Annotated in this window: 12 protein-coding genes; 4 read left to right on the forward strand and 8 right to left on the reverse strand. The window is 66.3% G+C overall.

Annotated elements, in window-relative coordinates; translation table 11 throughout:
* Positions 1-3: 3 nt before the first annotated feature.
* Genes CHRYSEO8AT_RS02390 through crtY form a run of 3 tightly spaced genes read right to left on the reverse strand, consistent with a single transcriptional unit; the run spans position 4 to position 3,580 of the window.
* A complete protein-coding gene (locus CHRYSEO8AT_RS02390; protein WP_159845711.1) occupies positions 4-936 on the reverse strand; it encodes a phytoene/squalene synthase family protein in 933 nt (310 codons plus the stop codon).
* Entirely contained in the window at positions 933-2,414 is a 1,482-nt protein-coding gene (locus CHRYSEO8AT_RS02395) for a phytoene desaturase (RefSeq protein WP_159845714.1), read from the reverse strand. Before CHRYSEO8AT_RS02395 ends, CHRYSEO8AT_RS02390 begins: the two co-directional genes overlap by 4 nt.
* Positions 2,414-3,580, reverse strand: a complete 1,167-nt coding sequence (gene crtY, locus CHRYSEO8AT_RS02400) for a lycopene beta-cyclase CrtY (RefSeq protein WP_159845717.1) — start codon at positions 3,578-3,580, stop codon at positions 2,414-2,416. The genes CHRYSEO8AT_RS02395 and crtY overlap by 1 nt, the downstream gene beginning before the upstream one ends.
* Positions 3,581-3,659: 79 nt before the next feature.
* On the opposite strand from crtY, the gene CHRYSEO8AT_RS02405 reads away from it, so the two are divergent.
* Entirely contained in the window at positions 3,660-4,388 is a 729-nt protein-coding gene (locus CHRYSEO8AT_RS02405) for a fatty acid desaturase (protein ID WP_159845720.1), read from the forward strand.
* Positions 4,389-4,551: 163 nt separating this feature from the next.
* Here the strand turns inward: CHRYSEO8AT_RS02405 and CHRYSEO8AT_RS02410 are convergent, their stop codons facing one another.
* The 4 genes from CHRYSEO8AT_RS02410 to CHRYSEO8AT_RS02425 all read right to left on the reverse strand — a co-directional run bounded on the left by CHRYSEO8AT_RS02410 (position 4,552) and on the right by CHRYSEO8AT_RS02425 (position 7,930).
* Positions 4,552-5,445 (reverse strand): sigma-70 family RNA polymerase sigma factor, encoded by an 894-nt coding sequence (locus CHRYSEO8AT_RS02410; RefSeq protein WP_201304333.1) that lies wholly within the window; start codon positions 5,443-5,445, stop codon positions 4,552-4,554.
* Positions 5,442-6,047: a glutathione binding-like protein gene (locus CHRYSEO8AT_RS02415; RefSeq protein ID WP_159845723.1), complete on the reverse strand. Its 606-nt coding sequence runs from the start codon at positions 6,045-6,047 to the stop codon at positions 5,442-5,444. The genes CHRYSEO8AT_RS02410 and CHRYSEO8AT_RS02415 overlap by 4 nt, the downstream gene beginning before the upstream one ends.
* A gap of 30 nt (positions 6,048-6,077) precedes the next feature.
* Positions 6,078-6,833 (reverse strand): SDR family oxidoreductase, encoded by a 756-nt coding sequence (locus CHRYSEO8AT_RS02420; RefSeq protein WP_159845726.1) that lies wholly within the window; start codon positions 6,831-6,833, stop codon positions 6,078-6,080.
* A gap of 125 nt (positions 6,834-6,958) precedes the next feature.
* Positions 6,959-7,930 carry an AraC family transcriptional regulator gene (locus CHRYSEO8AT_RS02425; protein ID WP_159845729.1) on the reverse strand — a complete coding sequence of 324 codons (972 nt, stop codon included), beginning with the start codon at positions 7,928-7,930 and terminating at the stop codon, positions 6,959-6,961.
* 82 nt (positions 7,931-8,012) lie between these two features.
* Between CHRYSEO8AT_RS02425 and CHRYSEO8AT_RS02430 the strand changes: the two genes are divergently transcribed.
* Positions 8,013-8,975 carry an oxidoreductase gene (locus CHRYSEO8AT_RS02430; RefSeq protein ID WP_159845732.1) on the forward strand — a complete coding sequence of 321 codons (963 nt, stop codon included), beginning with the start codon at positions 8,013-8,015 and terminating at the stop codon, positions 8,973-8,975.
* Between the two features lie 287 nt (positions 8,976-9,262).
* Here the strand turns inward: CHRYSEO8AT_RS02430 and CHRYSEO8AT_RS02435 are convergent, their stop codons facing one another.
* Entirely contained in the window at positions 9,263-9,997 is a 735-nt protein-coding gene (locus CHRYSEO8AT_RS02435) for a helix-turn-helix transcriptional regulator (protein WP_236547392.1), read from the reverse strand.
* 173 nt (positions 9,998-10,170) lie between these two features.
* Between CHRYSEO8AT_RS02435 and CHRYSEO8AT_RS02440 the strand changes: the two genes are divergently transcribed.
* Both CHRYSEO8AT_RS02440 and CHRYSEO8AT_RS02445 read left to right on the forward strand, forming a co-directional pair.
* Entirely contained in the window at positions 10,171-12,294 is a 2,124-nt protein-coding gene (locus CHRYSEO8AT_RS02440; RefSeq protein WP_159845738.1) for a marine proteobacterial sortase target protein, read from the forward strand.
* Positions 12,291-12,890 carry a class GN sortase gene (locus tag CHRYSEO8AT_RS02445; RefSeq protein WP_255451379.1) on the forward strand — a complete coding sequence of 200 codons (600 nt, stop codon included), beginning with the start codon at positions 12,291-12,293 and terminating at the stop codon, positions 12,888-12,890. The genes CHRYSEO8AT_RS02440 and CHRYSEO8AT_RS02445 overlap by 4 nt, the downstream gene beginning before the upstream one ends.
* The last annotated feature ends 428 nt before the right edge of the window (positions 12,891-13,318 follow it).

The raw sequence follows: 13,318 nt of genomic DNA on the forward strand, positions 1-13,318 counted from the left end.
CCTTCAGACGTGGGTCCACAGGGCGGGGCGCGGCGGCGGTTCGCGCCAGGCGTCCAGCGTCTTGCACCACAGGGCGATCAGACCGCCGCGCCCCACCAGCATCAGCTTGCCCGCCTTGTCGACCGAGGTCCGACCGTCCCAGGCCGCCGGCCCGGCGCGCGACACATGGCGGCCGATCGAGCGATAGACACCGCGCGCTGTGGCGATGGCCCAGGCCGAGCGTGGGTTCAGATCACGCAGGCCCCACCGGGCCGAAGCGTAGAAGGGTTCGGCCGCCGCGACCAGACGCTGGGCCGTGCGGGCGACGGCGGCCCGGTGCTGGGGCTGATGGACCTGATCGCGCGGCACCCCGGCCTCGTCCAGCCAGGCGCCCGGCAGATAGACCCGCCCGCCCTTCGCATCCTCGACCACGTCACGGGCGATGTTCGTCAGTTGAAACGCCAGCCCCAGGTCCTGGGCGCGGCGCAGGGTGGGCGCGTCCTCCACCCCCATGATCCGGGCCATCATCACCCCGACCACACCCGCCACGTGATAGGCATAGTCCAGCGTGTCCTCCAGCGTGTCGTATCGCCGTGCGACCACGTCCATCTCGAACCCGCGCAACAGGTCCATGGCCTCCTCGGCCGGGATGGAATGCCGATCCGCCACGCGCTGGAAGGCGGTGAAGACCGGGTCGGTCTGCGGCTCTCCGGCCAAGGCCGCTGCGGTGCGGGCGCGCAGCTCGAGCAGCTTGTGTCCCGCCAGGACCGGGTCGATGCCGACCGCGCCGTGGCCCAGGACCTGGCCGTCGATCTCGTCGTCGCAATGGCGGCACCAGGAATAGAGCATCCAGGCGTCGTCGCGGATCGCCGCCGGGAACAGTCGCGCCGCGGCGGCGAAGCTCTTGGAGCCCTGCTCCATCGACTGGCGGCTGTGGTCCAGGACGGCGTCGGTCATGCCGGCTGCCTCGCATCTTCGATCATCAAGGCGGCGGTGGCCTTGGCCGAGCCGACCACGCCGGGCACGCCCGCGCCCGGATGGGTGCCGGCCCCGACGAAATACAGGTTCGGGATCTGGTCGTCGCGATTGTGGACCCGGAACCAGGCGCTCTGGGTCAGGATCGGCTCCAGTGAGAAGGCCGAGCCCTGGTGCGCATTCAGCTGGTCGCGGAAGTCGACCGGCGTGAAGATGCGGCAGGTGTCCAGATCCGCCGTCAGGCCGGGGATGTAGCGCTCCTCCAGATAGGCCAGGATCCGGTCGCGGTAACGCGGGCCCTCGACGTCCCAATCGATGTCCGCCGAAGCGAGATGCGGCACAGGCGCCAGCACATAGAAGGCGTCGCAACCTTCAGGCGCCAATGATGGATCGGTCCGCGTCGGCGCGTGCAGATACAGCGAGAAATCGTCGGGCAGGTCCGGCCCCTTGAAGATTTCGGCGATCAACTCGCGATAACGCGGGCCGAACAGCACCGTGTGGTGGCGCACCTCCGGGTGAACCCGCTTCAGGCCGAAATAGATGACGAAGAGCGACATGGAATGGCGCCGCGACGCCAGCTTGGCGCCCTCCTTCTGTCCGCGCGGCTCCTGACCCAGCAGGCGCTGATAGGTGTGAACCACGTCGGCGTTCGAGGCGACCATGTCGAAGCCCAGCGCCTCGCCGCCCACGACCACGCCGGTCGCGCGACCGTTCGCCATGGTGATCCGCTCGACCGGACTGTTCAGTCTGAGCTCGCCGCCCAGATCCTCAAGCAGGCGGACCATGGCCTGGATCAGGGCGCCGGTGCCGCCCCGCGGGAACCACACGCCCCAGCGCCGCTCCAGCGCATGGATCAGGGCATAGATCGATGAGGTCGCGAACGGATTGCCGCCGACCAGCAGGGAGTGGAAGCTGAACGCCTGGCGCAGGTGCTCGTCCTGAATGAAGCTGGCCACCTTGTCATAAACCGATCGCCAGGCCTGAAGCCGCATCAGCTCGGGCGCGGCCTTGATCATGCTGGCGAAGTCCAGGAACGGCACCGCCCCCAGCTTCAGATAGCCTTCCTTCAGCAGGTCCTCGGAATAGGCCAGGAACTTGCGATAGCCTTCCTTGTCGGCCGGATTGCGCGCCATGATCTGGCGGTCCAGCTCGTCCTGATCGTTGACGTAGTCGAACACGTCGCCGTCTTCCCAGCACAGCCGATAGAAGGGCGCGACCGGCAACAGTTCGACATAGTCCGACAGCTTGCGCCCGCTGGCCTCGAAAAGCTCTTCCAGCGCCGACGGATCGGTGATGACGGTGGGACCGGCGTCGAAGGTGTAGCCCTTGTCCTTGAACACATAGGCCCGGCCGCCTGCCAGGTCGCGCGCCTCGAACACCGTGGTCTGGATGCCCGCCGACTGCAGCCGTATGGCCAGCGACAACCCCCCGAACCCCGATCCGATCACTGCAGCCCGCATCACGCACGTCCTTTTTCGACCAGACAGGTCAGTGCGGCGCCGATGGGCACCGGGGGTTTACCGCTCAGAATCCGCGCCTTGTCGGCGAGAGTCGATCCGGCGGCGTAGAAGCGTTCGATCAATGGCTGGGGCAGACGATAGAAACGCTCCAGCACCCTGTATCGTTCTTCGGGGCGCGCCGCGCGAAACAACATCCGATTCAGCAACCGATAAAAGCGTCGTGCGGCCCAGACCTCGCCCGCATGGCGGCGAATGTCGGCGGCAAGGTTCACGCCTTGGAAATCGTTCGCAAGACGATCCGCCAAGCGCACCGCATCCGGCAGGGAATAGCCGGTCGTGGGGTGAAACAGGCCGGCGCGAAGGCCGCTCAACGCCGTCGGCCCCAGGCGGGTCAGATGCGCGGTGATGTCGCCATCCAGGGCGACGGGCAGAACGCCGTCCTCCTCCCTAAGCACCTCAGCGATGTCCCAACCCTGCTGGGCCGCATAATCCAGCACGCCCTTCCGGAACACGTCGCGATCCAGCTCGGCTGCGTCAGTGTAGCGGGTGTCCTCGATCAGCAGGGTCCGGTCGTCGAACGGCAGGGTGTAGAGGAAGCGATAGCCTCCCGCCTGATCGACGCGGGCGTCCATGACGATGGGCGCCGTCAGGCCGTGCGGCGCCGCCAATCGTACCTCCAGCCCGACGAACTTCTGGAACCCCAGCGCCAGATCCGGCGTGTTGACCGGCCCTCGCCCGTCGATGACCGCCCTCGCCATCAGCCGCCGACCGTCGGCCAGCACCGCCTCGGTCTCGGACACCGACACGACCGGCGCGCCCAGCATGATTTGGCCGGGCAAGGCCGCGCTCACCACCGCCGCGAACCGTTCGGCCGTCACGCTGCGGTATCCGGTGGACAGGCTGCGATCGAACTGCGGAAACCGGACCGCGTAACCGGACCAGCGATGCGCGACCAAGGGGTCGATCCAAGCCTGCTGCGACGCCGTCAGGTCGCTCTCGAAGAAGGACCAGGTGTGCACCCCGCCCAGCGTATCGGCCGCCTCGACGATGCGGACGTCCAGGTCGGGCCGAACCTGCGACAGGCGCAGCGCCAACAGACCGTTGGCGAGGCCGCCGCCGATCAGGAGGAGGTCGGGCCCAGAAGAGTCAAAGGCGTCAGCCTGCATTCCCGACAGGTGGCATGCGACGACGGATGCGGCAAGCGAACAGGATGCTTACCCGCCCACAGTGCGCTAGTGTCGCGTCATGTCCGCCGTCTCCCCCGCGCCCCGGATCGTCCCGAACCAGACCCTGATCGGTCTGACGCTCGCCGGGATGATCGTGACGGCCTGGCTGGTTCTGCATATCTACGGCGTATATTTTCACCGCTGGACGGCGTGGAGTTTTGTGGTCGCCCCGCTGATCGTCGCCATCCAGACCTGGCTGTCCGTCGGCCTATTCATCGTCGCGCACGACGCCATGCACGGCTCGCTGGCGCCGGGCCGGCCCCGGCTGAACGTCGCGCTCGGCAGCCTGGCCCTGGGTCTCTACGCCGGTTTCCGGTTCACGCCGCTCAGAACGGCCCACCACGCCCATCACGCCGCGCCGGGCACCGCAGACGATCCCGACTTTCATGCCGACGCACCCCGCGCCTTCCTGGCGTGGTTCCACGGCTTCTTCCGCACCTATTTCGGCTGGCGCGAGTTGGCCGTCCTGACCGTGCTGGTCTTCATCGCCGTCTTCGTCCTCGGCGCGCAGGTTCCAAATCTGCTGGTCTTCTGGGCCGCCCCCGCCCTGCTCTCCGCGCTCCAGCTCTTCACCTTCGGCACCTGGCTTCCGCACCGCCACACCGACGACGCCTTCCCCGACCACCACAACGCCCGCAGTAGCCCGTTCGGCCCAATCCTGTCCCTGCTGACCTGCTTCCACTTCGGCCGCCACCACGAGCATCACCTCACGCCGTGGATGCCTTGGTGGCGTCTGTCGCGGCGTTAAGGCTGGCCCGAAACGCGCACTGGCGCTGGAGGGGTAATGCAAACTTGCCCTAGCCCTGTCGATCATACCGACTGAAATCGAGCGCATCGGGGGACGCCCTCGGGAGCAATGCGGACATATCCTCGCAGTCCAGCTTCCGCGAATGGCGCTTATGCGCACGCGTCTAGTGGAAGACACTTCGCGAGGCGGCCAAGCCGGTCGCAGCGATGAGCTTATCGGGATTGCGCGTGATGAAGATCGACAGGATCCTACCGTCTTCTATCTCCAGCGCCGTCGTCTGCAAGGCGCCGTCACGTTCGTAGCTGACATAGCCCGGCAAGCCGTCGATCCATGCCCAGTCTACCAGAACCGACGGTTCGTGGGTCAGCTTGCGATGCAGGCCCTCGAACAGTCGGACGACATGATCCAGGCCCACGATGGGCCGACGCCAGGCGGTGGACTTGCCTCCACCGTCCGCCGTCAGCACAACCGCATCGGCCAGCAGACTGCGCAGGCCAGCGAGGTCGCCCTGGTTTGACGCCGCATAGAAGGCCCGGGCGATGCGGTCGCCCTCGTCGCGCGTGACCGGATAGCGTGGACGCGCGTCGCGAACATGCCTGCGCGCCCGGGCCGCCATCTGCCGAACGGCGGCGGCGTCCCGGCCCAAGGTGACCGCGACCTCGGTCAGGGGCGTTCCGAAGACATCGTGCAAGAGAAAGGCGGCCCGCTCCAGCGGCGACAATCGCTCCAGCGCCATCATCAACGACAGGGTCAGGTCGTCGAGGGCGGGCCCGGAATCTTCCGGTTCGAAGATCGGCTCGGGCAGCCAGTTGCCCACATAGGCCTCGCGCCGCGCCCGGGCCGATTTCAACGTGTCGAGGCACAGCCGGGTTACGGCACGCGCCAGCCAGGCGGCCGGTTGCTCGATGTCGCCGGGATCGACCCGACGCCACCGTAACCAGGCCTCCTGCACGATGTCGTCGGCCTCGGAGGCGGATCCCAGCATACGATAGGCCAGACGCAGAAGCCGGGGTCGGTGCTGTTCAAATGTCGCGGTGGAAGGATCCGTCGGCATCATGTACTCGCGCCTCCTTCCAACAAGAGACCTTCATACACCATCGCTGCTCGAACGGCGGGGCGCGCCAACATCCGCGCCCGCAGCGCCTGGAGCGGCTCTGGCGTGATCACCTCGAACCGCTCGGCCCACAGCAGCATGACGAACAGATAGAAGTCCGCCACGCTCGGCCTGTCCCCGAACAGATAATCGCCCTTCAACGATGGTCCGAGGTGGTTGAATAGCGTGGTGATCTTCGCGCTTGCATTCTCCCGCTCGTCAACGGAGCCGCCGTGCCACATCGGTTTGAACGCGTGGTGGATCTCTGTGGTGATGAAGGTCAGGGCTTCCAGCACCCGCGTTCGCCCTAGAGCGCCCTCGACGGTCAGGGTGGGCCCCGTCGTCGCGATCCAGTCGAGAACCGCCACGTTCTCGGTGATGATGTCGCCGTCATCCATCACGAGGACAGGGACATAGGCCTTGGCGCTGATCTCGCGGAAATCACGGCCTGTCTCGGTGCGATGGGTTTTCAGATCGACCCGCTCAAGGTCGAAGGTGAAACCAGCTTCGCGAAGGGCGATGTGATCGGCGAGGCTGCAGGCCACCGGGCTGTAGTAGAGTTTCATGGGGTTGTGTCCGGATGCTGGATTTAGGTGTCAGTCAGCGACGACGGCGCGACGCAGCCAGTCTTGAAGGGTCGTCGCACCGAGACGCGCCGCCGAACCAGGCGTCAGCGACCGGTCATCGATCACAGCCCCGAAATACAGACCCTTAGGCTCGGCCACGATCTTGCGACGGTCCTCCTGAGCCGCAAGATATTCCTGGGCGAAGGCGTCCATGCGGATGGCGTCAGGCCCTGCGATCTCGACCGTGTCGTTCAGCGGTGCGTCGAGGACCAGTTCGATCAGGGCTTGGACCACGTCCTCGGCGGCGACCGGTTGAACCATGGCCGAGGACAGATGCACCTCGTCTCCGACACTGCCCGACTGGATGATCCCCGCTACGAACGGGAAGAACTGGGTCGAGCGCAAGATGGTCCAGGGCGTCGGCGACGCCTTGATCAGCTCTTCCTGCGCCAGCTTGGCGCGGAAATAGCCGCTCGAGGTCAGACGATCCGTACCGACCACCGAGAGGGCCACGTGGTGCGCCACTCCGGCGTCCTGTTCCGCCGCCAGCAGATTGGTCCCCGACGTGCGGAAGAAGTCCAGTGCCGCTTCCGCCTCGAACGACGGCGAGTTGGCGACGTCGATTACCGCCTGGGCGCCGACGAGCGCCTGGGCTAGGCCCTCTCCCGTAAGGGTGTTGACCCCGGTGTTGGGCGAGGCCGCGACGGCGTCGTGACCCAAGGCCTTCAGTCCAGAGACCACCTGCGAGCCGATCAGGCCCGTGCCGCCGATCACTACGATTTTCATGTCCGTCTCCTCGCCGTGACGGACTTCGCCATCGAAGTCTCGCCCGGTCGTCACAGCGAAGACGAGACAGGGCGTACGGATGTGACATGCGGGCTAAGTTTATTTCCGACTTCCGGCTGTCGGCGTCAGGGCGGCGCGGTTTCTCCAGCCCCGGCCCGGGCTCCTGCGCCAGAGCCTTGGCCCAGGCGCGACGCGCGATAGCGCCCAGGCGAGACGCCGTGGACACGACGGAACGCCGCGCCGAACGCGCTGTCGGACAGGAAGCCAAGCTCCTGCGCCACCCTCGACGCGCTGCGGCGACCGTCCATCAACCGGCGCGCCGCGACCTGCATGCGCCACCGGGCGGCATAGGCGATGGGCGCCTGTCCGACGATAACCCTGAACCGCTCGGCGAAGCCGGCGCGCGACAGGCCCGCCGTCGCGGCGAGCTCCGGCAGCCGCCAGACCCGGACCGGGTCCGCATGAATGGCCCGGAGCGCCGCCGCGACGGCGCGGTCGTTCAGTCCGGCCAGCCAACCGAGGGAGCCGGCCTCCGCCTGGGTCAGGTGGGTGCGTAGCGCGTGGATGAACATCAGCCGCAACAGGTCGTCGCAGGCCGCCTGGGCGCCCGGGCGTTCCTCCCGCCATTCCCGGTCGAGTTGATCCAGCAGCCATCCGATCGGCGCGGCGCCCCCACTGTTCGCCCGGATGACCAGGGCGGACGGCAGAAGCGCGACCAGGTCCGCTGCGTTTGCATCCGTAAACGCCACGCTGCCGCCCAGCAGGGCGACGTCCTCTCCCTCGCCATAGGTCGCCGAGAACCGATCCTCGGCGAAGACGACTGCCGCGTCGATCGCCGGAAGGTCCGGAGCGCTCGACAGGACGAAGGGCCGCCCGGCGACGAGGAAGCAATCGCCGGCCTCCAGCCGCACCGCGGATTCGCCCTCCGGCGTAAGCCAGCACCCGCCCGACCGCACCGCATTGAACTTCAGGGCGATAGGATAAAACCGCAGGGCCCATTCGCCGCCGGCCGTCAGCCGAACGGAACAGGCGGCGCTAAACCCCACGACGCCCAAAACGTCCGACAGGGGGTCGATCGGGGAATTCTGGACAATCACGACACAAATTCCGATTCCGCGTGCTGTATCATCCAGTCCTCTTAAGCGATCTTGGTGTCACCGCCAAGGAGACCATCACGCCATGACCACACTCCAACGTTCGATAGACTCGCCCTACGGCGCCGCCAGCACCGCCGAAGAGGTGATGCAAGAGATCGATCTGACCGGCCGGCTGGCGATCGTCACCGGCGGCTATTCCGGCATTGGCCTTGTCACCGTGCGCAGTCTGGCGGCCGCCGGGGCGCACGTCATCGTGCCGGCGCGAGACCGGACCCGCGCCGAGGCGGCCCTGCGCGGCGTGCGGGGCGTCACAGTCGAAGATATGGACTTGAGCGTTCCCGCCTCCGTGGAGACCTTCGCCTCGCGTCTGCGCGACTTGGGGCGCCCGATCTCGATCCTGATCAACAGCGCAGGCGTCATGGCCACGCCGCTGTTTCGTGATGCGGATGGACACGAAGGCCAGTTCGCCACTAATCATCTTGGTCACTATCGCCTAGCCTGCGCGCTTTGGCCCTTGCTCGCAGTCGGGGGCGCGCGCGTGGTTTCTGTCTCGTCAAGAGGCCACCAAATCGCCGGGGTCGATTTCGATGACACCGATTTCAAACAGCGGCCCTACGACAAATGGATCGCCTACGGCCAATCTAAGACTGCCAACGCCCTGTTCGCCATCGCCCTGGATGCGCGCGGAAAAAGGAGCGGCGTACGCGCCTTTTCGCTTCACCCCGGACAAATCCTGACGGACCTGGCGCGTCATCTGACGGCCGAAGAGGTCGCGGGGTTCGAAGCCCTAGATGATCAGGGACGTCCCATCGTTGATCCGTCCCGGGGCATGAAGACTACTGCGCAGGGCGCGGCCACGTCCCTGTGGTGCGCGACCAGTCCCATGCTGGATGGCATGGGCGGCCTCTACTGCGAGGATTGCGACATCGCCCCCATCAACACCGGCGCGACGGGCCGTGTCGGGGTAGCGGCCTGGGCCAGCGACCCTGCGCTGGCAGAATGCCTTTGGCTCACCTCAGAGCGCTGGACGCGTGTTGGCATCTGACCGGCAACCTCAGCCGTCAGCAAGCGCAGAAGCAGATATTGTTCTGCGGCTCTAAAGCGGACAGACACCGGCTATATCGCCCTCACGGCCCATCGCCCTCCACCTAGAAACCTTCGCAGCCCCTAGGGTGAAACGGGTCGGAAAAATCGGCGCTCGGCCCAAAGCAAAGACGCCGCGCTGCATCTTTCGCTCAAAAGTCTGACCTCTGCGCGGCGACCGTAGTCGTCCGAGTTGTTGCGCCCCTCGGAGGGTCCGGCCTCGTCGCGAGCGATCCACGACCCTCGCCATCATCGCGGAAAGCGAGCGAAATCCTCGGTCGTGACGTTGTCCAGCTCGGACCGGTAGCGAACATAGGCTGGGTTGTCGGGTGCGATAAGGCCGAACGCCCACTCCGCTGCGGGCGGCGACGGCACAAGGACGATCGGGACGGCCGCCGGCACCAGTTGGGATCCGTTACCGACCATCAGTGTGGTCAGTATCCCGTACAGCGCCCCCTTGATCGTGGGGCGTCCCAGCACCGCCATTCGATATTGTCCGTCTACGTTGGTGACCAGATAGGTGTGCCCGGACAGGTGAGGCACCGACACGCTGCCCTTTTGCGAGAAGGCGCTGTCCAGACGCTCGGATTCCGCAAAGATCAGATGCGACTGGACGGTGTCCCAGACGATGTCCGTCAAATAGGCATAGATGTGGTTCGGATAGCCGAATGAAGGTCGGAGGGTCAGGTAGCACCCCTCGAGCCAGCGCACCGCGCCGCGCGAATACGACCCCATGGCGTCCGGTGACGCCGAAGAGACTTCGCTGCGTTGAGGCGTTGTCTGGCCAGGCCGAAGGGGCACGCCCAACGCCTGTTCCAGACGAATGACGGTCGCCAGGGTGAAGGCGCGGCGGCCCGACAGCGCCTTTTCCAACGTCGAGATGCTGATCCGCGCCATGTCCGCCAGCGCCTGACGCGACAGACGACGCCGGGCCAGTTCCTCGCGCACGCGATGCGATATCCGCTCGGCCTCGGTGTCGATCACGCCGTTCCCCGTCCCTTTTCTAAGAGGGAATGCGCACATTTCCGCACATGCCGTCAAGTTGTGGACACGGCGTCAAACGGCGGGCTGAAAACGGCGGACATTTGCCCGGATTTCGCGTGGCTGTGCGCACGATCCGACGTCTAGTCAGAACGCTCCATCAAGGAGCCTGCCGCATGAATTCGTCGCCCTTCCCCGCCCCGCGTCGAGGCGGGTCACCGCTGATCGGGGCGGTGTCACTGCTGCTGATTTCAATCATGCTTGCGCTCAGCCTAGCCCCGGCCGTCAGCGCGCGGCAGGCGGCGCCGGCGGATGACATCACCTCCGGCGTGCTGGTCTTGAAGACCCGCTCGGGGGCGACGCCCGCCGCCGTTCAACTGGGCACGGACATGGACGTGACCATCACCGGCCAGACCGCGCGGGTGAAGGTGGTCCAGGCGTTCCGCAATACCGGCCGGGACTGGGCCGAGGCCACCTATCTCTATCCCCTGCCCGACGACGGGGCGGTCGACAGCCTGAAGATGGTCATCGGCCAGCGGGTCATCATTGGCCGGATCAACCGCCGCGAGGCCGCCCGTCAAATCTATGAGCAGGCCAAGGCCGAGGGACGCGGGGCCGGACTGGTCGAGCAGCAACGACCGAACATGTTCACCAATCGCGTGGCCAATATCGGGCCTGGCGAGACGGTCCTGATCGAGATCGAATACCAGGCCCCGGTCCGACGGGTCTCGGGGGAATACAGCTTCCGTCTGCCTCTGGTCGTCGCCCCCCGTTACGTGCCCGCAACCGCCGGGGGCGTCCGTGATGTCGCGACGGCCCAGACTGTCGGCGCTCCGGTCCTGGATCCGCGCCGCCATGCGCCGACCAACCCGGTATCCATCACCGTGCATCTGAACCCGGGCTTTGCGCCCACGGGCGTCGTCAGTCCCTATCACCCGATCCGCATCGCGAACGGAACGGTGTCGGAGCGCACCATCTCGCTGACCCAGACCACGGTTCCCGCCGATCGCGATTTCGAACTGCGCTGGCGCTCGTCCGAGACCGATCCCACGGTCAGCCTGTTTCGCGAACGCGTGAGGAACCAGGATTATCTGATGGCAGTGATCGAACCCCCGGCTGCAGGTCGCCGGCGTACGGCGCCCTCCCCGCGCGAGCTGATTTTCGTCATCGACAACAGCGGATCGATGTCGGGCGACTCGATGGTTCAGGCCCGCGAAAGCCTGAAGCTGGCCTTGCGCAGCCTGACGCCCGCCGACCGGTTCAATGTCATCCGGTTCGACGACAGTCTGACGGAGCTTTTCGACCAGCCCGTTTCGGCGACGACCGATCAGGTCAATCTGGCCTTGCGCTTCGCCGGCCAGCTGGAGGCCCAGGGCGGCACCGAGATGCTGCCGGCGCTGAGGACCGCGCTGGTAGATGACACGCCATCGGACCGACGCGTGCGCCAGGTCATCTTCCTGACCGATGGTTCGATCAGCAACGAGGATGATATGCTGAGGGTCCTGGGAACTGATCGCGGTCGCAGCCGGGTCTTCATGGTCGGCATCGGCAGCGCCCCAAACAGCTTCCTCATGACCCGAATGGCCGAGGTGGGACGCGGGACCTACACCCACATCGGCGATACGCGCGAGGTCATCGCGCGGATGTCTTCCCTGCTCGACCGCTTGACCCGCCCGGTCGTCACCGACCTGCGCGTCTACGGCCAAGGCGGGGACGCCGAGTTCACGCCCGTGGACCTGCCGGATCTGTATGAAGGCGAGCCGCTGGTCGTTCTGGGCCGCAGCGGCGCACGCCTGGGCCGGATGACGGTGTCGGGCATGCTGGACGGTCGTCCATGGACCCGCCGGATCGACCTCAGCCAGGCGGTCGACGGTCACGGCATCGGCAAGCTCTGGGGCAAGCGCCGGATCACCGACATCGAGGTGGCCAGCCGCCTGGGCCAGATGACCGATGAGGCCGCCGCCGAAGCGATTGGTCAGTTGGGCCTCGATTTCTCGATCGTCACCCGCGAGACCAGTCTGGTCGCCGTCGACAGCACCCCGCGCCGCCCCGAGGGTGCGCGTCTCACGCAGGAAGAACTGCCGCTGAACCTGCCTCGCGGCTGGGACTTCGACGCCCTCTTTGGCGGAGCGGTTGCGACCGCTGGCGCAGAAGGAGACGCAGCGGCCGGTGACCCGCTAGAGCCCTTCGATCTGCCCCAGACGGCGACAGTGTGGGAGAGCACGCTGTGGAGCGGACTGGGCCTGATGACGATTGCGGGCCTGGGGCTCGCTATCATCCGCCGACGGAGGCGGGTGTGAACGCCGCCGCGACGGCAAAGAATGGACGGCGCCCGTCGGGCGCCGTCTCTACCGCCTTTATCCTGATACTGGTCTTTGGGCTCATGCTTGCTGCCCAGGGCTTGTTCGTTCCGGTCAAGGCGGTGCTGGCGCAGGTTCTGATGGACCGTGCCTTTGCTCGTGCGCTGGAGACGGGTTCGCCGGTCAAGGCCTGGCCCTGGGCCGACACGGCTCCGGTCGCGCGGATCACCGCGCCGCGACTGGGCGTCAGCGAGATTGTCCTGTCCGGCGGATCGGGGGAGGCCATGGCGTTCGGCCCAACCCATCTGCCCGGAAGCGCAGCCCCCGGCCATCGCGGCACGGCCGTCTTCGCGGCGCACCGCGACACGCATTTCCGCTTCCTGAAGGATTTACGCCATGGCGATGTCGTACGGGTGGAGGACATCCACGGGGCCCGAACCGCCTATCGTGTAGAGGGCGGTTACGTCGTCCGTAACGACCGGTTCGGCATCGACCGACAAGCAAAGACGCCGATCCTGGCCCTGACCACCTGTTGGCCGTTCGATTCCAATGTGCGGGGACCGATGCGCTACATCGTCCTGGCGCGCCGCATTTAGTGGCAAGCGATTGCAGTGAAAGGGGTCACCATGAGGAATCTCAATCAATCAGGCGCTCGGCGACCGCTGCGCGCTCTAGGATTCTAACGGCCGCAGGTCCGATAGCGGACCACCCAAGCGACCACGATAAGCCAGAAAAGGGCATTGCCCTCAACCCAAAAACGGACTGTCTGTGGGCATCTGCTGCTCGTTAGCGAGCAAGCCACCCACCTTAGTCGTCCCGACCTGACTGCGCCCGACGACCACCCGAAAAACCCAGCCCGGCAGCCAGCGCAAAGAGTACGCCAGGGACACCGATCAACATGCCGACCCAAAGCAGCGGCCATGTCGCGAAAGCCTCTCCAGATTTTAATCCGAGGTAGGCCACCACGACCGATGCAGAAGCCAAGGGCAGACAGCACCAGACTATCATTGCACGCCTGCGAAAG

The organism is Brevundimonas sp. G8, from assembly GCF_902506205.1.
Lineage (GTDB): Bacteria > Pseudomonadota > Alphaproteobacteria > Caulobacterales > Caulobacteraceae > Brevundimonas.